Raw genomic sequence first — 22,347 nt, 5'->3', positions numbered from 1 at the left:
AGCCGGCCTGACGCCATGGCCCGTCCCGAAAGCCCCGTCGAGCCCTTCAAGCGCGCGGTCGCCGCCGCGACCCGCGCCATCGCCGAGAAGCAGGAGCTGAACATCGCCTTCGGCGCCGAAGGCGTGACCGGGCGGCCCAATGCCGCCGCCCCGTCCAGCGGCTTCGGCGGCGTGACCGGTGCCTCCAGCCCCGCCCCCGGCGCGGCGCTGCGCCTGCCCCAGCCCTCGCGCGAGATGAACCCGACCGAGGTCGCCGTGGTGCGCGGCCAGGCCGATTCCGCCGCGCTTCGCCTGCGCTATCACGACGACAAGCTGCACGGCCAGTATCTGCCGGAAGGCTCCACCGCGCGCGCCGTGTTCGACGCGGTCGAACAGGCGCGTTGCGAGGCGATCGGCGCCAACGACATGGTCGGCGTCGCCGACAATCTGGGCACCATGATCGACGAGCGCTGCAAGGCGCGCGGCTATGCCCGCGTGGTCGACCGCGCCGACGCCCCCCTGTCGGAAGCGGTCGCCCTGATGGTGCGCGAGCGCCTGACCGGCGCCGCACCGCCGGAATCGGGCGGCAAGATCGTCGACCTGTGGCGCGACTGGGTGCAGGAAAAGGCTGCGGGCGATATCGAGCGCCTCGCCGGCGTGATCGACGACCAGGCGGCCTTCTCCCGCATGTCGCGCAAGCTGATCGCCGACCTCGGCCTGTCGGAAGACATGGGCGCCGACGAGGACGACCAGGACAAGAACGACGACAGCGAAGACGAGGATCAGGACGAGGGCGAGAGCGACGACAGCCAGGGCGAAGGCGCCGCCCCCGAGGGCGCGACCACGGAAATGGTCGAATCCGACGAGGCGAGCGACGACGATTCGACCGAGACCGCCGTCCAGATCGACAGCGACGAAGACCTCGACAGCGCCGAGGGCGAGGATTCGACCGAGGCGACACGGCCGTGGCGTCCCAACACGCCCATCGAGCAGACCCCGGGCGAGCCGCCCTACCGCGCCTATACCACCGATTTCGACGAGGTGATCGAGGCCGAGGAACTGTGTGACGCCGACGAGATGACGCGCCTGCGCGCCTATCTCGACCAGCAGCTGCAGGCCTTGCAGGGCGTCGTCTCCAAGCTCGCCAACCGGCTGCAGCGCCGCCTGATGGCCAAGCAGAACCGCAGCTGGGAATTCGATCTCGAGGAAGGCCTGCTCGACGCCGCGCGCCTGTCCCGGGTCGTCACCGATCCGATGCATCCGCTTTCGTTCAAGCTGGAACACGACACGACCTTCCGCGACACGGTCGTCTCGCTGCTGATCGACAATTCGGGCTCGATGCGCGGCCGGCCGATCACCGTCGCCGCGACCTGCGCCGACATCCTGGCCCGGACGCTCGAGCGCTGCTCGGTCAAGGTCGAGATCCTGGGCTTTACCACGCGGGCGTGGAAGGGCGGGCAATCGCGCGAGCGCTGGCTGAAGGAAGGCAAGCCCGCCGCCCCCGGCCGTCTGAACGATCTGCGCCACATCGTCTACAAGAACGCAGACGCGCCCTGGCGCCGGGCGCGCAAGAACCTCGGCCTGATGATGCGCGAGGGCCTGCTGAAGGAAAACATCGACGGCGAGGCCCTGCTCTGGGCCCACAACCGCCTGCTCGCCCGGAACGAGCAGCGCCGCATCCTCATGGTAATCTCGGACGGCGCGCCGGTCGACGACAGCACCCTGTCGGTCAATTCCGGCTCCTATCTCGAGAAACACCTGCGCCAGGTGATCGAATGGATCGAGACCCGCTCGCCGGTCGAGCTGATCGCCATCGGCATCGGCCATGACGTTACCCGTTACTACCGCCGCGCCGTCACCATCGTCGAGGCGGAGCAGCTGGGCGGCGCCATGATGGAACAGCTGGCGTCGCTGTTCGACGAGAAGGCGGGGGCCAAGGCGGCCGCGGGCAAGCCGGGACAAGGCGGGCGCCGGGCCGGCGGGCAGCGCGGGCGATGAGCCTGCGCGGGCCCGACGCCTTCCTGCTGATCGGCTTGCTGTTCCCTGCCCTGCCGGCCATGGCGGGGCAGATCGCGGTCGAGACGCACCCGGTCCCCCTCGATCCGGCGCATCCCGGCGTCAAGCGGGTCGGCAGCCTCGATTATGCTGGTGGCCTTACCCTTCTGTCGGACGATGGCCGCTTTGGCGGCTGGTCGGGAATGCTGGTCTCGCCCGATGGCGCGCGGATCGTGCTGATCAGCGACATCGGCTGGTGGCTGACCGCTGACCTTGTCCGGCAGGATGGCCGGATTTCAGGGCTCGCCAACGCCGAGATCGGCCCCCTGCTCGCCCCCGACGGACGGCCGCTCGGCGGCGACAAGATGAACGGCGATGCCGAAGCCATCACCGCCCGCGCCGACGGCAGCATGATCGTCGCCTTCGAGCAGGATCATCGCATCCTGCTTTACCCGGCGCAGGCCGATGGCTCCCTGCCGCTGCTGCATGTGCCCGAGACGTTGCCGATCCCGCCGGACCTGCGCAAGGCCGATCCCAACGGCGGGCTGGAAGCCCTGACCGCCCTGTCGGACGGCGCCCTGTTCGGCTTTTCCGAAGACTTGCTGGATGCCGCCGGCCGCCACCAGGGCTGGCGCTTCGATGGGCCGGACGGCGCCCCGCCCCGCACGCTGGCGCTGGAAGCCGTCGCCGACTTCAAGCCGACCGATCTGAAGCCCCTGCCGGGTGGCGACTTCCTGCTGCTGGAGCGGCGCTACGACCTGCTGACCGGCCCGGGCGCCCGGCTGTCGGTCCTGCCGGCGGTATCGACGGAGTCCGCCACGCCCATCGCGGGCCGCGAACTCGCCCGTATCCCGGCCGAGCTGACGGTCGACAATTCCGAAGCCCTCGGCATCTATCGCGACGCGGCGAGCAAGACACACGCTCTCGTCCTGTCGGACGACAATTTCAATCCGCTGCAGCGGACCCTGCTGATGGATTTCGTGCTGCCCTGACGGTTCGGCCCCCTGCCTCGCGGCAAGGGGCCGGATATCGTCAGGCCAGAATGAAATCCGACACCGACAATGTGGTCACGCCCTGCAAGGTGGCGATCAGCATCGCCTCCCCGGCGCCACCGGCACCATCGGCATCGAACCACAGGCGGCCATTGTCACTTTCAAACAGGAACTGGGCCTTGCTCCCTGTCGCCACCGGGTCGGCTCCCACCACGAGGGCAAGGGCATAATCGGCGGCGAGGTCGAAGCCTTCCCGGTCGATGAGGATTTTGTCCTCGCCACGATGGAAATCGGTGATCAGATCGCCGGCACCGGCGGCGCCGCTGGCATCGAAGACATCGTCGCCATAGGCGAACATGTCCTTGCCGGCGCCGCCGGTCAGGATGTCGCCGCCCTGGCCGCCCCGCAGGACATCGTCACCGGCACGGCCATCGAGAATATCGGAGCCATAGCCGCCCTCGAAGGTCTCCGCGGCCGCGCTGCCGCGGATCGTATCCGCGATATCGGTGCCGATGATCCGCTCGATGTTGCTGATCGTCATGCCCTTGGCGAGACCGTCGTTGAGGGCGCGATTTTCCAGGTCGATGGTGACGCCGGTGGCGGAATCAATGGCGAAGGCCAGCGTGTCGAAGCCGGACTGGCCATCGAAAACATCGGCACCAGCGCCGTCCTCGTCGGTCCGGATCAGCATATCGTCGCCAGCACCGCCATAAAGCTTGTCGCTGCCGTTGCCGTCCCGCAATTCGTCATTGCCACCGCCGGCTTTCAGGGTGTCGTTGCCATCGCCGCCACTCAGTCGGTCGGCGTAGTTTCCGGTGGTGACCGCATCCGCGCCGCTGCCGCCGTCGAAGGTCAAGGCTTCGATGCCTTCAAAGGTCGTGGAGCCCCCCACGGTCAGCCTGCCGGTGGTCAGGGTGAAGCGCGCGGCCACGGTCTGGTCGGACAGATCGAGCAACAGATGGTCGATGCCCGCGCCGCCATCGGCAAAATCCCCGGCAGAGATGTGGAGTCGGTCGTTGCCGTCGCCGCCATAGAGCTGGTCGGCATCGCCGTCCGGACCGCCGTTGCCGGCCCAGAGTTCGTCGTCGCCGGCATCGCCATGAAGCGTGTCGGCCCCGGCCCCGCCCACCAGCATGTCGTCCCCCGCGAGACCCTTCAGCATGTCATTGCCGGCCCCGCCATCCAGCCGATCCGCCGCAGCCCCACCGGTCAGGCTGTCGTTGCCGCTGCCGGTGCGAATGTCGACCTGCTCGATGTTCTTCAACGTGGCCGCGCCGTTGACCAGGGTCGCATTGGCCGAAAGCACGAATGTGATGGCGGCCGTCGCCTGCGACCGGTTGATCGCGACAAAGTCGAAGCCGGTCCCGCCGTCGACCGTGTAGGTGCCACGAACACTGCCCGTTCCGTCGTTCAGGAAGGCGGTATCATTGCCCGCGCCAAGGGCGATGGTGGTGGTCGCGGAAACCTTTGACGTCACGCTGACCCGATCGTTACCGGTCCCCGCGTCGATCGTGTTGTTGCCGCCTTGATCGACAATGTAATCGTCGCCCGCGCCGCCCGAGATCGTGTCGGCTCCGGCACCCGACATCAGCGTGTCCCCGCCCGAGCCGCCGGTCAGGCTGTTGTTGCCTTCACCCGCGTCGAAGCGGACGCTGAGCGCATTGCCGGCGGAAAGCGTGTCGTCACCCTTGCTGGTGGTGATGTCGAGACGCTCGATATCGGTCATGGTGGTGCCGTCCGACAGGGTGATGGTCTTGCCATCGGCCGAGAAGGACATGGTGTAATTTCGCGATTCCGCGGGATTGGAGCGGTCGAGCCTGGCGAGATCGACACCGGTGCCGCCGATCAGCGTGTCGGCGCCGCCCCCGGCGGCGGACAGCACATCGTCGCCCGCGCCGCCTTCCAGGCGGTCACGGCCGGTGCCGCCGTCGAGCGCGTCATCGCCGCCTTCGCCCTTCAACGTGTCGTTGCCGGCATAGCCGTTCATCGCATCGTCTCGGTCATGGCCGGTGAATTTGTCGACACCGGCAGAACCGTGGAGTTCGTACGCCTCGACATATTGCAGGGTCGTTCCATTCGCGAGCGTGTTCACGAGATTGGAGGCCAGCGCCGTGAACGTGCCGGCAAGATCGCGGATCACCACGCGATCGAGGCCGCTGCCACCATTGATCACGTCCCGCCCTTCGAGCAGGCTGGTCTCGATGCGGTCGGCCCCCGAGCCCCCTTTCAGGGTGTCGTCGCCCGCGCCGCCGACGATCAGATCGTCACCGGCACCGCCGTCGATCGTGTCGTTTCCGGCCTCGCCCCAGATGTAATCATTGCCATCGCCGCCCGAGATCGTGTCCTTACCGGCGCCACCGAACAGACTGTCATCCCCGGCCTCGCCATAGATCTTGTCGTCGCCGTCGCCGCCATTGATCAGGTCGCGCCCGAAGCCGCCGTAGAGCGTGTCGATATCGGCGCCGCCGTCGATCAGATCGTCGCCAGCCCCGCCGCGCAGCTGGTCCCGCCCCTCATCGCCACTGATGAAATCGTTGCCGCCGCCGCCATCGGCGATATCGTTGCCCCCGCCCCCCTGGAACATGTCGCCCCAGGCACCGCCGGTGAAGCGGTCGGCGTAGTCGGTCGCGAAGACCTGCAGCCTCTCGATGCTGGTCAGCGTGGCACCGAGAAAGGTGGTGGCCGTCGGCGTATCGGCCACGGCGATATTGATCCCCCGGGTGGCGCCGTAGAAGCTCAGACCCAGCGTGTCGATCCCTACACCGCCATCATAGACGTCGCCCGCCATGACTTCGGGCGACGCGAAAATATAGTCGTCGCCGCCATTCGCCGAGATGTCGTCTGCCTGCCAGGAGGCATAGAGATAGTCGTCGCCCATCGTGCCGGACACAGGGACCATGGTGATTGCACTGCTCATCTGTCGAATCTCGCTCTGTTACGGATCGGTCGGCCCGGGGGGCGCCGTGACCTCTGGACATCCGGCCCCATGGGGCCGCGGGGGGCAGTCCAGACATCGCGCAACTTGGCCGCGACGGATGTGCGCGACGTCACATTTCGGCGTGGAACATATGAGATTTCAGAAGAGCGGAAATCGAGTGACGCCATGCGTCACACCAACCATGCACGGCGCGATGGCTTCAGGCGGCCTGCGGGCGGCCCCACCAGGCGATGGCCAGCCGGAACGGGGCAAGCAGGCCAAGGGCGAAGGAGAGTTTCACCGCGAGGTCGCCGGCCGCCCAGCCGAGCCAGGGCAGGCCCGAGAAGGCGAAGGCGGCGGAGAAGAACACCGTCGTGTCGACGATGGAGCCAAGGGCCGAAGCCGCCAGCGGCGCCCGCCACCAGGTCTGGCGGCGCAGGTGGTTGAACACCGTGACGTCGAGCAGCTGGCCGGTGAGGAAAGCGAGGCCCGAGGCGGCGGCGATACGCGCGTCCGCGAACAGGGCCGACAGGACGACGGCGATCAGGAAGCCGACATAGACTACCCGCCGTGCCGCGACGGCACCGATCTGCCGGTTGGTCAGATCGGTGACGAAGAAGGACAGCGGGTAGGTAAAGGCACCCCAGGTCAGCCAATCCGCGAGACCGAAGGGCTCGAACGGATATTGGACCAGGATGTTGGAAGCGACCACGACGGCGGTCATGGCGGCGACGGCGCCGAGGAAGAAACCCCGGTCCGTCGTGGCCAGCGCCGTCACGGCCCCGCCCCGTCCGCTCAGGCGGCCTGGGCGACCGCGGCTTCGGCGCGCTTCTCGATCAGCTTCTTCAGGCGGCGGGCCTTCAGCGACAGCTCGGTGTCGCGGGCCTTGACCAGGAAGGCATCGAGGCCGCCGTTATGCTCGACCGAGCGCAGGGCATTGGCCGAGATGCGGAAACGGATCGACTGATTCAGCGACTCGCTGATCAGGGACACGTTCACCAGGTTCGGCAGGAAACGGGTCCGGGTCTTGTTGTTGGCATGGCTGACGTTGTTGCCAACGAGAACGCCCTTGCCGGTCAGTTCGCAGCGCCGCGCCATGTGTGATCTCCCATGCCTTTTGCGCAAAATATCCGTATCACTGGAAGCCCAAGGCTCCCCGTGGAAGTCGCGTCTTCTAGACCCGCGATGCCCATTCGTCAAGGCCCGAAGCCTGCATTCTGCGCCATAGGCCCCTGTTCCCGCGGTGCCTTGCGATGCGCGGGCGGCGGGACCACCCTTAACGCATTATCCCTACAATCCGAAGGGTTGAGCCATGTCCCGGACCTCCCCCCTGTTTTCGCCCTATCGCATGGCCTCGATCGACTTGCCGAATCGCATCGTCATGGCGCCGCTCACCCGCGACCGCGCCGGCCCCGGCAATGTGCCGACCGCGCTGATGGCCGAATATTACCGCCAGCGCGCCAGCGCCGGCCTGATCATTTCCGAAGCCAGCCAGATCTGCCCCGAAGGCCAAGGCTATGACGCCACCCCCGGCATCCACAGCGAAGAGCAGATCGCCGGCTGGCGCAAGGTGACCGACGCGGTGCACGACGCGGGCGGCCATATCTATCTTCAGCTCTGGCATGTCGGCCGTATTTCCAATGTTGCCCTGCAGCCGGGCGGCGTGGAGCCCGTCGCCCCCTCGGCGATTCAGGCCAATGCCAAGACCTTCGTGAATGGTGACTTTGCCCCCACTTCCATGCCCCGGGCGCTGCGCACCGAAGAATTGCCGGGCCTGGTCGCGACTTACGCGACGGCCGCGCGCAACGCGATGACCGCCGGCTTCGACGGGGTCGAGATTCACGCCGCCAACGGCTATCTGCTCGACCAGTTCCTGCGCGACGGCACCAACAAGCGGGACGATGCCTATGGCGGCCCCATCGCCAACCGCGCCCGCCTGCTCTTCGAGGTGGTCGAAGCCGTTTCCGCCGCCATCGGGCCGGAGCGGACCGGCGTCCGCCTCGCCCCCGTCTCCCCGTCCAATGACATATCGGACAGCGACCCGACGGCTCTGTTCAGCCATGTCGTCGAGGGGCTGGACGCGCGCGGCATCGCCTATATCCATATCGTCGAAGGCGCCACCGGCGGCAGCCGCGACATCGGCCAGCCGTTCGATTTCGTCGCCCTTCGCAAACGCTTCCGCGGCGCCTATATCGCCAACAACGGCTATGACAAGGCGCTGGCCGATCAGGCCCTGCTCGCCGACCACGCCGACCTGATCGCCTTCGGCAAACCCTTCATCGCCAATCCCGATCTCGTCGCGCGCCTGCAGCAGAACGCGCCCCTCAACGCCGTGGTCCGCGAAACCCTCTATGGCGGCGGCGCGGAAGGCTATACGGACTACCCGGCGCTGGACTGAGATTGTCGCAGGGTATTACCGCAGCAGCCCCTGCCAGTCGCGGGCGGCGTGGATGATGTCGAGGATGACGATCCGGGCGTCCTCGACACGGTAAAGAATGAGATAGTCGCCGTGCGGTCGCCGACGAAGTCCGATGGACTCGTGCCCCGGCACCAGCGGGAAGGCCAGCGGCATCTCGGTAAGTGCCTTGGCCTTGTCCCGCAACTCTTCGACGAAAGTGATCGCCCTCGCCCTGTTGTCCCTTGCGATATAGAGGGCGATGCTGCGGAGTCCTGCCTGAGCTCTTGCGGAAAAGGCGACTTTCACGCGCCTTCGGTTCCAGCTGGCAGCGCCTCCAGTTGGGCCAGCAACCTATCGAAGACTTCATCGGCGTCGATCACCCGGCCCGCCTCGACATCGGCGAGACTGTCTTCGATGGCCTTCTCGAAGGCAGCCTTGCGGGCCTCGCGCTCTTCGAGCAGGCGGAGGGCATCGCGGATCACTTCGCTCGCGCTGGCATAGCGGCCGGTGGCGACCTGTTCGCGGATGAAATCCTCGAAATGCTTGCCGATGGTGTAGCTGCTGGGCATGACCGGACCTCCTGCTATCAGTTTATGATAGCGCCGGCCCGGCCCACCTTCAATTGGGCCACCCCCTCAATCGGGCCAGACCTTCAATCCGGCCAGACCGGCCGGCCGAGGAAGGCGGTCAGCAGGCGCTCGGCGGCGAGGGTCGGGGTGGTCTCGCGGGCGACGACGGCGCCCTCCAGCGCCGGGGCCTGCGCGGCGACCACAGGGTGGTCCTTGAGGGCGGTGATCAGCCCATCCTCGATCTCGCGCCAGAGCGCGGCGCGGGCCTGTTCGGCGCGCAGCCTGGCGAGCTCGCCCGCTGTTTCCATCGCCTGACGGAATTCGCCGATGGTGGCCCAGACCGTGTCCATGCCGGTCGCCGAGACCGAGGAAACGGTCAGCACCTTGGGCCGCCAGCACGGCACCTTGGGCCGCATCAGGTGGAGCGCCGAGCGCAGTTCGGATGCCGCGCGCTGGGCCGCATGGGCGAGGTCGCCGTCCGCCTTGGTGACGATCAGCAGGTCGGCCAGTTCCATGATGCCGCGCTTGATGCCCTGAAGATCGTCGCCGCCCGCGGGCGAGGCCAGCAGGACGAAGAGGTCGACCATGTCGGCGACCGCGGTTTCCGACTGGCCGACGCCCACCGTCTCGATGAAGACGACATCGAACCCGGCGGCCTCGGTCAGCAGCATGGCTTCGCGCGTGCGCCGCGCGACGCCGCCCAGCGTACAGCCCGAGGGGCTGGGCCGGATGAAGGCATTCGGCTCGCGCGAGAGGGTTTCCATGCGCGTCTTGTCGCCGAGGATCGAGCCGCCGGAGCGGCTGGACGACGGATCGACGGCGAGCACGGCGACCTTCTGCCCGCTCCGCGTCAGCCAGGTGCCAAAGGCCTCGATGAAGGTGGATTTGCCGACGCCCGGGGGCCCGGAGAAACCGATGCGGATCGCCCGGCCCGTGCTGGGCAGCAGATGTTCGATCAGGCGGGAGGCCTGGATGCGGTGATCGTGCCGCGTCGATTCGACGAGGGTGATCGCCCGCGCGAGGGCGCGCCGCTCGCCGGCCAGGATGCCGGTGGCGAGCGCCTGCGTCGCGCCGGTCATGGGTGCCGGCTCGCCGGCGGAAACGGAACCTGTCATCATCCGCTGGATTTATCAGGGGAGAGGCGGTCAGGCCAAGCCCCCGCGACATCGGAATTCGTCCCGTCAGCCCGAAACCGGAGGAATGGCCCATGCGTATCGTCCGCCGTCTCGCCGCCGCCCTCGCCCTCGCCAGCGCCCTGCCCGCCGCCGCCTTGGGCGCGGGGCCGGACCGGGTCGACCTGACTTACCGCGTCTTCCTCGGCGGCCTGCCCATCGTCGAGATCGACGCGCAGACGACGGTCGATGAAGGCGGCCGCTACCGGATGGACAATCTCACCCGCACCGTCGGCCTGTGGGAGAGCCTGTTCAAGGCCCGGATGCTGACCCGGGTGGACGGCCGTCTCGATGCCAAGGCCGAGGACGGCGCCCGTCCCAGCCTGTTCCAGGTCCGCTACGACGGAAGGGTCGGCAAGCGCCGCTCGGTCGATGTCTATTTCAACGCCAACGGGCCGAGCGACATCTTCGCCGTGCCACCCAACGCGGAAGATGGCCGCCGCCCGGTCGAGCCCGAATTCCTGCTGGGCGCGACCGATCCCGCGACCGCCGCCCTGCTCGCCGCGGAAAGCGGCCCCGAGGACCGGATCTGCCAGCGTTCGTTCAAGATTTTCGACGGCAGGCGGCGCTATGACGTCGCCTTCGAGAACAAGGGGACGGATCATATCGACGGCGGCAATGGCGACTTCTACGAGGGCGAGGCGACCCACTGCCTGATCCGCTACAAGCGCATCAAGGGCTTCGATCCCCAATGGGAGCGCTCTGACGCCAGGAACTATCCGAACGAAGTGCACATCTGGTTCGTGCGCTTCCCCGATCTGCCCCGGGCAATCCCGGTCAAGGTTCAGGTGAAGACGGAATATGGCGTCACGGTCGCGCAGCTGATCCGCCGCGCCCTCGCCAAGGGTGAGCCCTTGAGCGACGCCGCCGCCCTGCTGCCCCCGCCGGACATGAAGGGCATGGGCGGCTGACGATCCGATTGACGTCGTCGCCCCGGCGCAGACCGGGGCCTTTCAACGGCATGGGCGCCCTTGCCGGCCCGAGATGCCGGCCTTCGCCGGCATGACGAGCTGGCCGGCGGCTTACGCCGCCTGACGACGCTTGGCGATGATCGACATGATCTCGGCCGCGGCTGCCGGGATGTTGGTGCCGGGGCCATAGATAGCCGCGACGCCCGCCTTGTAGAGGAAATCGTAGTCCTGCGCCGGGATGACGCCGCCGCACACCACCAGCACGTCCTCGGCGCCGGCCTTCTTCAGTTCGGCGATCAGCTCGGGCACCAGGGTCTTGTGGCCGGCGGCCTGGGACGAGACGCCGACGACATGGACGTCGTTCTCGACCGCGTCACGGGCGACTTCGGCCGGGGTCTGGAACAGCGAGCCGACGTCGACGTCGAAACCGATATCGGCGAAGGCGGTGGCGATCACCTTGGCGCCACGGTCGTGGCCGTCCTGCCCCATCTTGGCGACCAGCATGCGCGGACGGCGGCCTTCCTCGCGGGCAAAGGCGGCGACTTCGTTGCGGATGCGGTCGAAGCCTTCGTCACCCTCATAGGCGGCGCCGTAAACGCCGGAGATCGAGCGGATCACCGCCTTGTGGCGGGTGAAGACCTTTTCCAGCGCATCGGAAATCTCGCCCACCGTGGCGCGGACGCGGGCCGCCTTCACGGCGAGGTCGAGCAGGTTGGCCTCGGTGCTCTTGGCGCCTTCGGTCAGGGCGTTCAGCGCGGCCTGCACCGCCGCCTCGTCGCGGCTGGCGCGGATCGACTTCAGGCGGGCGACCTGGGACTCGCGGACGGCGACATTGTCGACGTCGAGGATGTCCACCGGCGCCTCTTCCTTCAGGCGGTACTTGTTCACGCCGACGATGACTTCCTCGCCCCGGTCGATGGCGGCCTGACGGCGCGCCGCCGATTCCTCGATGCGCAGCTTGGGCAGGCCGCTTTCGACCGCCTTGGTCATGCCGCCCATCTCTTCCACTTCGGCGATCAGCTTGCGCGCCTCGGCGACGAGGTCGGCGGTCAGCTTCTCGACATAGTAGGAGCCGCCGAGCGGATCGACGACATGGGTAACGCCCGTCTCTTCCGCGAGGATGAGCTGGGTGTTGCGGGCGATGCGGGCCGAGAATTCGGTCGGCAGGGCGATCGCCTCGTCGAGCGAATTGGTGTGCAGCGACTGGGTGCCGCCGAAGATCGCCGCCATCGCCTCATAGGCCGTGCGGACGACGTTGTTGTAGGGGTCCTGCTCGGTCAGCGACACACCCGAGGTCTGGCAGTGCGTGCGCAGCATCAGGCTGGACGCCTTCTTCGGCTTGAACTGGGCCATCAGTTCGGCCCAGAGGAAGCGGGCGGCGCGCAGCTTGGCGACTTCCATGAAGAAGTTCATGCCGATGGCGAAGAAGAACGACAGGCGGCCGGCGAAGGCGTCGACGTCGAGGCCCTTGGACAGGGCGGCGCGGACATATTCGAGACCGTCGGCCAGGGTATAGGCCAGTTCCTGCACCTGGTTGGCGCCGGCTTCCTGCATGTGGTAGCCGGAGATCGAGATCGAATTGAACTTCGGCATGTTGGCCGAGGTATAGGCGATGATGTCCGCGATGATCCGCATCGAAGGCTCGGGCGGATAGATATAGGTGTTGCGGACCATGAACTCCTTCAGGATGTCGTTCTGGATCGTGCCCGAGAGCTTGTCCTGCGAGACGCCCTGCTCTTCCGCCGCGATGATGTAATTGGCGAGGCAGGGCAGAACGGCACCGTTCATGGTCATCGAGACCGACATCTTGTCGAGCGGGATGCCGTCGAACAGGATCTTCATGTCCTCGACGCTGTCGATGGCGACGCCCGCCTTGCCGACGTCGCCGGTGACGCGCGGATGATCGCTGTCATAGCCGCGATGCGTCGCGAGGTCGAAGGCGATGGAGAGGCCCATCTGCCCGGCGGCCAGATTCTTGCGATAGAAGGCGTTGGACGCCTCGGCGGTCGAGAAGCCGGCGTACTGGCGGATGGTCCAGGGCCGGTTGGAATACATCGAGGCGCGCACGCCGCGGGTGAAGGGGGCGAAGCCGGGCAGCGTGTCGGCGGTTTCCAGCCCTTCGACGTCGGCCGCGGTATAGAGCGGCTTCACGGCGATGCCTTCCGGCGTGTTCCACGTCAGGCTCTCCGCCGGCGCGCCGCCGAGTTCCTTCGATACCAGTGCCTGCCAGTCTTCAAGGCTGCGCTTCGGAAAATCGGCCATTGCCCGCCATCCCCTTACAATTCCTTCGTCGTAATAGGGTCTTCCGACCGAAGAAGTCAACGTGCGGCACGGGGGTTTGCAGGCAACAGGCGGTTGCGTCATGCTTTCGTCGAATCGAATAGCTGCCGTTTTCAGTTTCCGAGGTCCACATGCGCCCGATCCTCCTGCCGGTCCTTGCCGCCGGCCTGCTGTGGAACGCCGCCGTGCAGGCGGCGGATTCCGCGCCCGAGACCGCATCCGACCCCAATGGCACCTTCACCTTCCAGTGGGAAAACGACGCCTTCGCCGCCACCGACCGCTACTACAGCAACGGCGTGCAATTCTCTTGGCTGTCGCCCTCCCGCCCGCCTTCGGCGATGGAAGAGGCGGCGGACCTCGTCGGCTTCTTCCTTGGCCCGGACTCGCAATTGCGCTGGGGCCTTGCCCTCGGCCACACGATCTACACGCCCGAGGACACGGAAACCCGGACACCCGATCCGAAGGACCGGCCCTATGCCGCCTGGCTGTTCGGCGCCCTCTCCCTCGTCTCCTATGACGACGAGGTGCTGAACACGGTCGAGCTTCAGCTCGGCACCGTCGGCCCCTCGGCGCTGGGCGAGGAGGTCCAGAACAATTTCCATGACCTGATCGGCGATGGCCATGCCGAAGGCTGGGACGATCAGATCAAGGACGAATTCGGCGCCAACCTGATCTTCGACCGCAAATGGCGGGCGATCGAGCTGACCGGCCCCCGCACCGGGCTTCGCGTCGACGTGACACCCAGCGCCACCCTGTCGCTGGGCAATGTCGCGACCTATGTCGCGGGCGGCCTCATGCTGCGGCTCGGCCAGAACATTGATTCAGATTTCGGCGCGCCGCGCATCCGCCCCGCCCTCGCCGGCTCGGCCTTCTACGACAAGCGAAACGGTTTCGGCTGGTATGTCTTCGGCGGCATCGAGGGCCGCGTGGTGCTGCGCGACATCTTCCTCGACGGCAATACCTTCAAGGACAGCCGCCATGTCGACAAGCGCACCATCGTCGGCGATGCCCAGCTCGGCACCTCGATCTTCTTTGGCTCGACCCGGATCACCTATTCCTATGTGATCCGCAGCGAGGAGTTCGAAGGCCAGGACGGCTTGTCGCGCTTTGGCGCCGCCAGCGTCAGCTGGAGTTTCTGAGCGACCGTCCGGACGCTTCGGACAGAGGCGACAACCATCGCGCGATTCGGGCCCGTCGCATTCGGGATGGCCAAAACAAAATTAAAAAACCATTATGGATGTTAATGGATTCATAATGGTTATACCGCCATGGCCATTCCCCCTCCGAGTTCGAAACGGGCCGCCGCGGCCTTTCTGCTCGCCCCCCTGCCGCCGGCGATGCTGGTCGCTCTCACAGAGCCGACGACAACCGATCGCGTCGGGGATTTCATGATGATTGCGGTGGCCAGCGGCTATCTGCCCAGCCTGATCTTCGGCCTGCCGCTTTATCTTGCCCTGCGTCGACACCTCGCGGCCCGGGCGCCCTTGGTCGCGACCCTTGGCGGCGTTGTCGCCGCGCTGCTGCCACTGCTCGCCTTTCTGGCCAGTGCCAGCCGGGGCCGGACCCTGGGCGGCCACCCCCCGGCCATCGTCGACCTGGCCCTTGGCTGGACCGGCCTTGACCCCGATGCCGCGCTGGTCGTCACCGCCTTCGCGCTGGGCCTTGGCGGCGGCTATGTCTTCTGGCTCGTGCTGGCGTCCCCACTCGGTGAGGTCTTCACCCGCGACGACCACAAGCTCTACGCCCCCTATGGCTGAGATGTCCGGGCCGCGCCGACGCTGCCCGGACCGAGCGCTTACTTCGCCGGAATGAAGATCGGCATGAACGTCGGCGCCGGCCCGGCTGGCGGCGGATGCCGGCTGCAAGTCGAGCACGCGGCGACAACGAGGGGCTTGAGATTTATCCCCGCGCATCCGATGTTCTGGCGGTCATGTCTCCCCCCCTTCGCCCCTTCGCCCGCCCGACCGTCTCCGTGGTCGCCGAAGGCAGGGTTACCGCCGTTCTCGGCCCAACCAACACCGGCAAGACCCATTTTGCCATCGAGCGGATGCTGGCGCACCGGACCGGCATCATCGGCCTGCCCCTGCGCCTGCTCGCCCGCGAGGTCTACGACCGGGTGGTGAAGATCAAGGGCGAGGCGGCGGTCGCCCTCGTAACCGGCGAGGAAAAGGTGATCGGGCGCGACGCGCGCTATTGGGTCGCCACCGTCGAGGCCATGCCGCAGGACCGCAGCTACGACTTCCTCGCGGTCGATGAAATCCAGCTGGCGACCGATCTCGAGCGCGGCCATGTCTTCACCGACCGGCTGCTGCGGGCACGCGGCCTGACCGAGACCCTGTTCCTCGGCTCCGAGACCATGCGGCCGGTGATCCGCCGCCTGATCCCCGACGCCGCCTTCGTCTCGCGCCCCCGGCTGTCCACCCTGTCCCATGCCGGTTATCGCAAGCTGGCGCGGCTGCCCCGACGCTCGGCCATCGTCGCCTTTTCGGCCAATGAGGTCTATGCCCTCGCCGAGGCGATCCGGCGCCAGCGCGGCGGCGCCGCCGTCGTCCTCGGGGCGCTGTCGCCGCGCACGCGGAACGCGCAGGTCGCCCTGTTCGAGGCGGGCGAAGTCGATTACCTGGTCGCGACCGATGCCGTCGGCATGGGCCTGAACCTCGGCGTCGATCATGTCGCCTTCGCCAGCCTCGAGAAATTCGATGGCCAGCGCCACCGCCCCCTGCTCCCGACCGAGGTCGCCCAGATCGCCGGCCGCGCCGGCCGCCACATGCGCGACGGCACCTTCGGCACCACCGCCGGCATCGAGCCCTTCGACGAGGACATGATCGCGCGGGTGGAGAACCACCGCTTCGACCCGGTGCGCCAGCTGCAATGGCGCTCGGCAGAACTCGACTTCTCGTCGCCCCGCGCCCTTCTCGCCTCTCTGGAGCGCCAGCCGCCCCTGCCCGGCCTGATGCGCGTGCGCGATGCCGACGATCAGGCCTCCCTGCGCGCCCTCGCCGAGGATGAGGAGATCGCGGCGCTTGCCACCGGCCGAGCGCGGGTCGAGCTGCTGTGGCAGGTCTGCCAGATTCCCGACTTCCGCAAGACCATGGCGGATGTCCATGTTCGGCTGCTCCACCGCATCTATCGCCACCTCGCCACCGAGGGGCGACTGCCGGGCCCCTGGGTCGAGGACCAGTTGCGCCGGCTGGACGATACGCTCGGTGACATCGACACGCTGGCGACCAGGCTCGCCCATATCCGGACATGGACCTTCGTGTCGTACAGAGGGGATTGGCTTGAGCGCCCGGAGGCGCTACAGGAACAGGCCCGTTCGATCGAGGATCGCCTGTCGGACGCGCTGCACGAAAGACTGACCCAGCGTTTCGTCGATCGACGATCGTCCGCGCTGATCAGAAGACTGGCTGGCGAGAGTGAGTTGCTGGGAGCGGTCGACTCCACAGGTGACGTTCTCGTCGAAGGGGAGTATGTGGGACGCATGTCTGGCCTGAAATTCATCCCCGATCCGGACGCCGAAGGCGCCGACGGCAAGGCGGTGCTCGCCGCCGCCAACCGCGCGCTCGGTCCCGAGGTCACGCGCCGCACCGAGGAACTCGAAGCCGCCGGCGACGAGATCTTCAAACTCGACCCCGAAGGCCGCGTGCTGTGGGATGGCGCCGTGCTGGCCCGGCTGATGCCCGGCCGCGACGTGCTGCACCCCCGCGTGCATCTGCTGCCCCATGAATTGCTGGACGGCGCCCAGCGCGACCGCGTGCTGCACCGGGTAGAGCGCTTCGTCGCCGCCCGCATCGAAGCCGTGCTCGGCGCCCTGACCAAGCTGCAGACGGCCGAGGAATTGCCCGGTCAGGCGCGCGGCCTCGCCTTCCGCCTGGGCGAGGCGCTGGGCGCCATTCCCCGGCGCGACATCGCCGATGAACTCGACGGCCTGACCCAGCCCGCCCGCGCGGAACTGCGCCGCCTTGGCGTCAAGTTCGGCAAGCTGACGGTCTATCTGCCCGCGCTGCTGAAGCCCGAGGCGACCCAGCTGAAGCTGACCCTGCTGGCGATCGCGACCGGTAGCGGTTCGGTCGCGCCGCCCGCGCCCGGCCATGTCGCCTATCCGCTCGACGGCCAGACGCCGGACCAGTGGCTGTCCGTCGCCGGTTTCCGCCGCTGCGGCGCCAAGGCGATCCGCATCGACATGCTGGAGCGGTTGGACCAGTCCCTGCGGGAGAAGCAGGGCGAGGACATGATCACCCCGACCGGCGAGTTGACCGGTCTCGTCGGCTGCTCGAACGAGGAATTCGTCGCGGTCATGCGCGCCCTCGGCTACGAGAAGCTGACTCTCGAGGATGGCGCCGTGCGGTACCGCGTGCGCGGCCGCAAGGGCCGGCCCCAGCGCCCGGCCCGCCCTGCGGCGACCCCGGCGCCCACCCCGGAGGCAGTGGCACCGGCCGCGCCAGCGCCGATCCAGTCCGTCCCCGCCATCGAGGGCGAGGAGCCGGTTGCCGCGACCGCCCCGGCCGAAGGCACCGAGAGCGCCGACATCGAGGCCATCGAAGGCGAAGCCACCACGGGCGAGCCGCACAAGCGCCGCCGTCGTCGCCGCAATCGCAAGCCCCGCCGTGACGGCGACGTCGCGGCTGTCGCCGCCGCCGAGGGCGAGCCTCAGGCCGAAGGCGCGCCGACCGAGGCTCCCGCGCCCGACGCGCCCGTGGCGGAAGCTGGCGCCGATACCGCCGATGCCCCGCCGGCCGCCGACGGCGAAGCCCCGGCGCCGCGCCTGATCGGCCAGTTCGCGCCCCAGCCGAAGAAACATCCCGACCCGCGCGACCGCCGCCGCAAGCCGAAGAAGCCCAAGCCGCAAGGCCCGCAGCAGGCCGCGCCGGAAGGCCAGCCCGCCGCCGACGCCGCCCCGGCGCGTGGCCCCCAGGGTCCGCGTCCGCCCCGTCATGAGGGACAGCGTCATGAGGGGCAGCGGCATGAGGGCCAGCGCCATGAAGGCCCCCGTCCGCCACGCGATCAGCAGGCGCAGGGCAAGGGTCCCAAGGGTCCGCACAATGGCAACCAGAACCGGCCCCGCCGGTCCGAGCCGCCGCCGCCCAAGGTCGATCCCGATTCGCCCTTCGCCAAGCTGCTCGCCCTGCGCGACAAACTCTCGCGGTAATGACCGAAGCGGCCGGGCAGAGCCTTCGCCTGGACAAATGGTTGTGGCACGCGCGTTTCGCCAAGACGCGCGGCCTCGCCGCCGAATACGCCGAAAAGGGCCGGGTGAGGCTGAACGGCCAACCCGCCCTGAAGGCGCATCAGAACATAAGGATCGGCGACGTGCTGACCTTCAGCTTCGGACAAAAGCCCCGCGTCATCCGCGTCCTTGGCCTTGGCACGCGCCGGGGTCCGGCGCCGGAGGCCCAGGCCCTATACGAAGACATCACGCCCGAGGGTTGAGGGCGGCAATCCGTCCCCTGTCCGCGCGCCCGGCCCAGGGCCACCATCGGCGACAGGCGGGAGGAATCGTCTCATGCGGGTGATGGTGCTGGGCGGCAATGGTTTCATCGGCGGCCATGTGGTGGCCTGCCTGCTGCGCCATGGCCATCATGTCACCCTGGCCCTGCGCCATCCGCCGCAGGGCCCCGCCCTAGACCCGCGCCTGACCGCGCTTCGGGCCGACCTGTCCCGCGATACCAAGGCCGAGGACTGGCAGCCCCGCCTCGCCGGGATCGAGGCCGTGGTCAATTGCGCCGGCATCCTGCAGCAGCGCCCGGGACAGGATATCGACGCCATCCACCACCGTGGCCCGGCCGCGCTTTTCGCCGCCTGCGCGGCGGCGGGCGTCCGCCGCGTCATCCATGTTTCGGCGATCAGCGCCCGGCCCGGCACGGCCACCGCCTATGCCCGCAGCAAATGCGCCGGGGACGATGCGCTCGCGGCGTCCCCGCTCGACTGGGTGATCCTCAAACCCTCCCTCGTCCATGGTGCCGGCGGTTATGGCGGCACGGCCTTGATGCGGGCGATGGCGCTTCTGCCGGGGCTCACGCCCGTGCCAGGCGACGGGGAAGCCGCCTTCAACCCGATCCACGCCGAAGACCTGGCCGAGGATATCGTGCGCCTGCTTGGCCCGGCGGCGGTCAGCCGCCAGGTGCTGGAGCCGATGGGGCCGGAACGGGTCAGCTTGCGCGATATCCTCGCCGCCCTGCGCTGCTGGCTGGGGGCGCCGCCCGCGCCCGTGCTGCCCTTGCCCCTGCCGCTGGTTCGCCTTGCCTGCCGGATGGGCGATCTGTTCGGCGGGCCGCTCAGTTCGACCGCCCTCGACCAGCTGCTGGCCGGCAACGATGGCGATGCCGCGCCCTATGCCGCCGCCATCGGCCGGATGCCGCGCGGGTTTCGGGCCTCGCTGGCGGAAACACCGGTGCCGCCCGAGGCGCGATGGCAGGCCCGCAGCTACTTCCTGCGCCCCTTGCTGCGCCTCGCCCTCGCGCTGGTCTGGCTCGGCTCCGGCCTGGTCGGATTGTTGCAGTCGCCGACGACAGTCGTGACCTTCGCCCATGCCCTCGGCCTTGGCGAGGGGGCCGGTCTCGCTGCCGGATATGGCTTTTCCCTGCTCGACCTGCTGATCGGCGTCGGCGTGCTGTGCCGCTGGCGGCCCGGTCTGCTCGCCCTGCTGCAGCTCGGCGTCGTCGCGGGCTATACCGCCGCGCTCGGCGTTGCCTTGCCCGCTCTCTGGCTCGATCCCTTCGGCCCCCTCCTGAAGAATGTCGCGGTGGTGGCCGCCGCCCTCACCCTTGCCCGGCTGGAGCCCACGCGATGACCGACGCCTATACGCTGGTCAAACTGCTCCACATCCTGTCGTCCACCATTCTGTTCGGCACCGGGATCGGCACGGCGTTCCAGATGCTGATGGCCACGCGGGACGGCCGTCCCGAGGTCGTCGCCCGGGTGGCGGACCAGGTCGTCCGGGCGGACTGGTGGTTCACCACGCCCGCCGTCATCGTCCAGCCGATCAGCGGCCTCGCCCTCGTTCACCTCGCGGGTTACAGCCTCGGCGAGACCTGGCTTCTCGCCAGTCTCGCGCTCTATGCCGTCGCCGGGGCCGCCTGGCTGCCGGTCGTCGTCATCCAGCGCCGGCTGCGCGATCTGGCGGCGGCATCGGCGCAGGCTGGCGCCCCGCTGTCCCCGGCCTGGCATCGGCTGTTCCGCTGGTGGTTCCTGCTCGGCTGGCCGGGCTTTGGCGCCGTCATCGGGATCTTCGCGCTGATGGTGATCCGCCCCGGCTGACCCCCTGCGGCAAATCCGCAATCCGCATAGGGTTGTTGTCGGTCCTGCCGCGTGTTAGGCAATCGCCGTGCTTGATCGTCTGCTCTCCTTCCTGCGGGGGGACGAGGCGCCCGCGGCGCCCGGATCCGACCTCGCCTTCGCCGTTGCGGTGCTGTTTCTTGAAGCGGCGTCGATGGACGACCGTGTCGATCAGGCCGAAAAGGACAGGGTGCAGGCCATTCTCGTCCGTCATTTCGGGCTCGACGACGAGGCCGCCCGCCGCCTGATCGAGGCGGCCGGCAAGCGTCAGGCGGAATCGGCGCAATTGCTGCGTTACACCCGCACCGTCAAGGACCGGATGAACGAGGCGGAGCGGCTGCAGCTGATGGAATGGCTGTGGGAAGTGGTCTATGCCGACGGCAAGGAGCACGACCTCGAAGCGAATTTGATGCGTCGCATCGCGGGATTGATCTATGTCGAGGACGCGGACAGCGGCGCGGCACGAAAAAGGGTTAGGCGCAGGCTCGGCCTCGATGGCGGGTCTGGCGACAGGACGGAGTGACGGAAGATGACCTATGTGGTCGGCGAACAGTGCATCAAGTGCAAGTATACGGACTGCGTGGAAGTCTGCCCGGTCGATTGCTTCTATGAAGGCGAGAACATGCTCGTCATCAATCCGGACGAATGCATCGACTGCGGCGTCTGCGAGCCCGAATGCCCGGCCGAGGCCATTTTCCCCGATACCGAGGACGGCATCGAGAAATGGGCCGAGTTGAACCGCGAATACGCCAGCCAGTGGCCCAATATCACCCGCAAGATCGACGCCCTGCCCGAGGCCGACGCCATGAAGGGCGTGGCCGACAAGCTGGACAAATTCTTCTCGCCCAATCCCGCCAAGCAGGATTGAGCAGGCCCCGGGGCGGCGCCGGCCAAGGGCCATGGCGCCGCTGCATGGCCATGTGACAAAAAATCAAAGCCGCTTTGATTCGAGCTTTGCGATCAAGCACTTAAGGCGGTTTCAAGGCACTGCGGCTGAAATTTTTGGGCTGCGGTGTCAAGGGGCAATGTGACTGTCCCTTCATTTTCGCTTCGCAGCATGTTATAAAGCTCGTCCGGTCGGCTGACCCCCTTGGGCGTGCCGCTCATCCAGATGCAACGATAACCGCGCGACCCCGTGGGGCGGGTCGGACGGTTTCTTTTGCGCCCAGGACGATGTGGCTGCCCGCGGGATGCGGCGCGACTGGCATGGAATACCAATGGATTTGCAGCGGCCCGGTGACCCGTCGGTCCCGGCCGGACGAAGACTAACTGTCTAACCGTCAGAGATAGGACGAGAACATGGCTGTCGTGACGAAGAAGAAGACGCAGGTTGATTACGCCGTGGGCGATCACATCGTCTATCCGGCGCATGGCGTCGGCAAGATCGTTGACCTCGAAAGCCAGATCATTTCCGGCATGACGCTGGAACTCTTCGTCATCGTCTTCGACAAGGACAAGATGACCCTGCGCGTGCCCTTCGGCAAGGCGCAGTCGGTCGGGATGCGCCGTCTGTCCAGCCCGGACACGATGAAGGAAGCCCTGACCGTGCTGAAGGGCCGCGCCCGGGTGAAGCGCACCATGTGGTCGCGCCGCGCTCAGGAATACGAAGCCAAGATCAATTCGGGCGACCCGGTTTCCATCGCCGAGGTGGTCCGCGACCTGCACCGCAACGCCGGCCAGCCGGAACAGTCCTATAGCGAACGCCAGATCTATGAGGCGGCCCTCGACCGTCTGGCCCGCGAAGTCGCCGCGGTCGAGAAGATCGACGAGACCGCCGCGGTCGAGCGGCTGGAAAAGGTTCTGCGCGCCGCCTGAGCGCCCGCGCCTTCCCTCTTTCCGAACGGCGGTGGCAGCGATGC

The 22,347-nt window shown here is 67.7% G+C and carries 20 protein-coding genes; 13 read left to right on the top strand and 7 right to left on the bottom strand.

The genetic code is table 11. The features are described 5' to 3' along the window. Nucleotides 1-15: 15 nt before the first annotated feature. Nucleotides 16-1,977: a cobaltochelatase subunit CobT gene (gene cobT / locus DKG74_RS18495; protein ID WP_109907664.1), complete on the top strand. Its 1,962-nt coding sequence runs from the start codon at nucleotides 16-18 to the stop codon at nucleotides 1,975-1,977. Then, nucleotides 1,974-2,966 (top strand): esterase-like activity of phytase family protein, encoded by a 993-nt coding sequence (locus DKG74_RS18490; protein WP_109907663.1) that lies wholly within the window; start codon nucleotides 1,974-1,976, stop codon nucleotides 2,964-2,966. Before cobT ends, DKG74_RS18490 begins: the two co-directional genes overlap by 4 nt. A 40-nt stretch (nucleotides 2,967-3,006) precedes the next feature. Here the strand turns inward: DKG74_RS18490 and DKG74_RS18485 are convergent, their stop codons facing one another. The 3 genes from DKG74_RS18485 to rpmB all read right to left on the bottom strand — a co-directional run bounded on the left by DKG74_RS18485 (nucleotide 3,007) and on the right by rpmB (nucleotide 6,981). Further along, nucleotides 3,007-5,883: a calcium-binding protein gene (locus tag DKG74_RS18485; protein WP_109907662.1), complete on the bottom strand. Its 2,877-nt coding sequence runs from the start codon at nucleotides 5,881-5,883 to the stop codon at nucleotides 3,007-3,009. A 220-nt stretch (nucleotides 5,884-6,103) separates the two neighbouring features. Beyond that, complete coding sequence (locus tag DKG74_RS18480) at nucleotides 6,104-6,661, bottom strand: VUT family protein (protein ID WP_341475864.1); 558 nt, start codon at nucleotides 6,659-6,661, stop codon at nucleotides 6,104-6,106. A 17-nt stretch (nucleotides 6,662-6,678) separates the two neighbouring features. After that, entirely contained in the window at nucleotides 6,679-6,981 is a 303-nt protein-coding gene (gene rpmB / locus DKG74_RS18475) for a 50S ribosomal protein L28 (RefSeq protein ID WP_109907661.1), read from the bottom strand. Nucleotides 6,982-7,195: 214 nt separating this feature from the next. Here rpmB and DKG74_RS18470 point away from each other — a divergent pair, with 214 nt between their 5' ends. Continuing rightward, nucleotides 7,196-8,281, top strand: coding sequence for an alkene reductase (locus DKG74_RS18470; RefSeq protein WP_109907660.1), 1,086 nt, complete (start codon nucleotides 7,196-7,198; stop codon nucleotides 8,279-8,281). Nucleotides 8,282-8,296: 15 nt separating this feature from the next. Here the strand turns inward: DKG74_RS18470 and DKG74_RS18465 are convergent, their stop codons facing one another. From DKG74_RS18465 to meaB, 3 genes are all read right to left on the bottom strand, one after another. Further along, nucleotides 8,297-8,587 (bottom strand): type II toxin-antitoxin system RelE/ParE family toxin, encoded by a 291-nt coding sequence (locus DKG74_RS18465; protein WP_109907659.1) that lies wholly within the window; start codon nucleotides 8,585-8,587, stop codon nucleotides 8,297-8,299. Then, nucleotides 8,584-8,850: a type II toxin-antitoxin system ParD family antitoxin gene (locus DKG74_RS18460; protein WP_109907658.1), complete on the bottom strand. Its 267-nt coding sequence runs from the start codon at nucleotides 8,848-8,850 to the stop codon at nucleotides 8,584-8,586. Before DKG74_RS18460 ends, DKG74_RS18465 begins: the two co-directional genes overlap by 4 nt. 83 nt (nucleotides 8,851-8,933) lie before the next feature. After that, complete coding sequence (gene meaB, locus DKG74_RS18455; RefSeq protein ID WP_109907657.1) at nucleotides 8,934-9,929, bottom strand: methylmalonyl Co-A mutase-associated GTPase MeaB; 996 nt, start codon at nucleotides 9,927-9,929, stop codon at nucleotides 8,934-8,936. Between the two features lie 128 nt (nucleotides 9,930-10,057). Between meaB and DKG74_RS18450 the strand changes: the two genes are divergently transcribed. After that, nucleotides 10,058-10,933, top strand: a complete 876-nt coding sequence (locus DKG74_RS18450; RefSeq protein WP_109907656.1) for a DUF3108 domain-containing protein — start codon at nucleotides 10,058-10,060, stop codon at nucleotides 10,931-10,933. A gap of 111 nt (nucleotides 10,934-11,044) precedes the next feature. Here the strand turns inward: DKG74_RS18450 and scpA are convergent, their stop codons facing one another. After that, on the bottom strand, nucleotides 11,045-13,195 hold the full coding sequence (scpA, locus tag DKG74_RS18445; RefSeq protein ID WP_109907655.1) for a methylmalonyl-CoA mutase: 2,151 nt from the start codon (nucleotides 13,193-13,195) through the stop codon (nucleotides 11,045-11,047). 149 nt (nucleotides 13,196-13,344) lie between these two features. Here scpA and DKG74_RS18440 point away from each other — a divergent pair, with 149 nt between their 5' ends. From DKG74_RS18440 to DKG74_RS18400, 9 genes are all read left to right on the top strand, one after another. After that, nucleotides 13,345-14,352, top strand: a complete 1,008-nt coding sequence (locus DKG74_RS18440) for a lipid A deacylase LpxR family protein (protein WP_109907654.1) — start codon at nucleotides 13,345-13,347, stop codon at nucleotides 14,350-14,352. 249 nt (nucleotides 14,353-14,601) lie between these two features. Beyond that, a complete protein-coding gene (locus DKG74_RS18435; RefSeq protein ID WP_133251622.1) occupies nucleotides 14,602-14,970 on the top strand; it encodes a hypothetical protein in 369 nt (122 codons plus the stop codon). Nucleotides 14,971-15,143: 173 nt separating this feature from the next. After that, a complete protein-coding gene (locus DKG74_RS18430; protein ID WP_109907652.1) occupies nucleotides 15,144-18,362 on the top strand; it encodes a helicase-related protein in 3,219 nt (1,072 codons plus the stop codon). Next, nucleotides 18,362-18,643 (top strand): RNA-binding S4 domain-containing protein, encoded by a 282-nt coding sequence (locus DKG74_RS18425; protein WP_109907651.1) that lies wholly within the window; start codon nucleotides 18,362-18,364, stop codon nucleotides 18,641-18,643. Before DKG74_RS18430 ends, DKG74_RS18425 begins: the two co-directional genes overlap by 1 nt. 73 nt (nucleotides 18,644-18,716) lie before the next feature. Next, nucleotides 18,717-20,003 (top strand): SDR family oxidoreductase, encoded by a 1,287-nt coding sequence (locus DKG74_RS18420; protein ID WP_109907650.1) that lies wholly within the window; start codon nucleotides 18,717-18,719, stop codon nucleotides 20,001-20,003. After that, the gene (locus tag DKG74_RS18415) at nucleotides 20,000-20,470 is read left to right on the top strand and encodes a DUF2269 family protein (RefSeq protein WP_109907649.1); all 471 of its coding nucleotides are present in this window, start codon (nucleotides 20,000-20,002) and stop codon (nucleotides 20,468-20,470) included. Before DKG74_RS18420 ends, DKG74_RS18415 begins: the two co-directional genes overlap by 4 nt. 67 nt (nucleotides 20,471-20,537) lie before the next feature. Beyond that, entirely contained in the window at nucleotides 20,538-21,011 is a 474-nt protein-coding gene (locus DKG74_RS18410) for a tellurite resistance TerB family protein (RefSeq protein ID WP_165837753.1), read from the top strand. Between the two features lie 6 nt (nucleotides 21,012-21,017). Next, on the top strand, nucleotides 21,018-21,356 hold the full coding sequence (fdxA, locus tag DKG74_RS18405; RefSeq protein WP_109907647.1) for a ferredoxin FdxA: 339 nt from the start codon (nucleotides 21,018-21,020) through the stop codon (nucleotides 21,354-21,356). 431 nt (nucleotides 21,357-21,787) lie between these two features. Further along, nucleotides 21,788-22,303 (top strand): CarD family transcriptional regulator, encoded by a 516-nt coding sequence (locus tag DKG74_RS18400; RefSeq protein ID WP_109907646.1) that lies wholly within the window; start codon nucleotides 21,788-21,790, stop codon nucleotides 22,301-22,303. The last annotated feature ends 44 nt before the right edge of the window (nucleotides 22,304-22,347 follow it).

This window comes from Zavarzinia aquatilis, assembly GCF_003173035.1.
Lineage (GTDB): Bacteria > Pseudomonadota > Alphaproteobacteria > Zavarziniales > Zavarziniaceae > Zavarzinia > Zavarzinia aquatilis.
Note: the sequence above shows the minus strand (reverse complement) of the source record. Positions and strands in the feature narration are given on the sequence as shown.

Excerpts from the sequence above, each read along its gene's own strand:
- meaB (WP_109907657.1), bottom strand. The coding sequence starts at position 9,929 with ATGACCGGCGCGACGCAGGCGCTCGCCACCGGCATCCTGGCCGGCGAG.
- DKG74_RS18440 (WP_109907654.1), top strand. The coding sequence starts at position 13,345 with ATGCGCCCGATCCTCCTGCCGGTCCTTGCCGCCGGCCTGCTGTGGAAC.
- DKG74_RS18450 (WP_109907656.1), top strand. The coding sequence starts at position 10,058 with ATGCGTATCGTCCGCCGTCTCGCCGCCGCCCTCGCCCTCGCCAGCGCC.
- DKG74_RS18460 (WP_109907658.1), bottom strand. The coding sequence starts at position 8,850 with ATGCCCAGCAGCTACACCATCGGCAAGCATTTCGAGGATTTCATCCGC.
- DKG74_RS18425 (WP_109907651.1), top strand. The coding sequence starts at position 18,362 with ATGACCGAAGCGGCCGGGCAGAGCCTTCGCCTGGACAAATGGTTGTGG.
- cobT (WP_109907664.1), top strand. The coding sequence starts at position 16 with ATGGCCCGTCCCGAAAGCCCCGTCGAGCCCTTCAAGCGCGCGGTCGCC.
- DKG74_RS18430 (WP_109907652.1), top strand. The coding sequence starts at position 15,144 with ATGTCTCCCCCCCTTCGCCCCTTCGCCCGCCCGACCGTCTCCGTGGTC.
- DKG74_RS18470 (WP_109907660.1), top strand. The coding sequence starts at position 7,196 with ATGTCCCGGACCTCCCCCCTGTTTTCGCCCTATCGCATGGCCTCGATC.
- DKG74_RS18415 (WP_109907649.1), top strand. The coding sequence starts at position 20,000 with ATGACCGACGCCTATACGCTGGTCAAACTGCTCCACATCCTGTCGTCC.
- DKG74_RS18490 (WP_109907663.1), top strand. The coding sequence starts at position 1,974 with ATGAGCCTGCGCGGGCCCGACGCCTTCCTGCTGATCGGCTTGCTGTTC.
- DKG74_RS18435 (WP_133251622.1), top strand. The coding sequence starts at position 14,602 with ATGATGATTGCGGTGGCCAGCGGCTATCTGCCCAGCCTGATCTTCGGC.
- DKG74_RS18420 (WP_109907650.1), top strand. The coding sequence starts at position 18,717 with ATGCGGGTGATGGTGCTGGGCGGCAATGGTTTCATCGGCGGCCATGTG.
- DKG74_RS18400 (WP_109907646.1), top strand. The coding sequence starts at position 21,788 with ATGGCTGTCGTGACGAAGAAGAAGACGCAGGTTGATTACGCCGTGGGC.
- fdxA (WP_109907647.1), top strand. The coding sequence starts at position 21,018 with ATGACCTATGTGGTCGGCGAACAGTGCATCAAGTGCAAGTATACGGAC.
- DKG74_RS18485 (WP_109907662.1), bottom strand. The coding sequence starts at position 5,883 with ATGAGCAGTGCAATCACCATGGTCCCTGTGTCCGGCACGATGGGCGAC.
- scpA (WP_109907655.1), bottom strand. The coding sequence starts at position 13,195 with ATGGCCGATTTTCCGAAGCGCAGCCTTGAAGACTGGCAGGCACTGGTA.
- rpmB (WP_109907661.1), bottom strand. The coding sequence starts at position 6,981 with ATGGCGCGGCGCTGCGAACTGACCGGCAAGGGCGTTCTCGTTGGCAAC.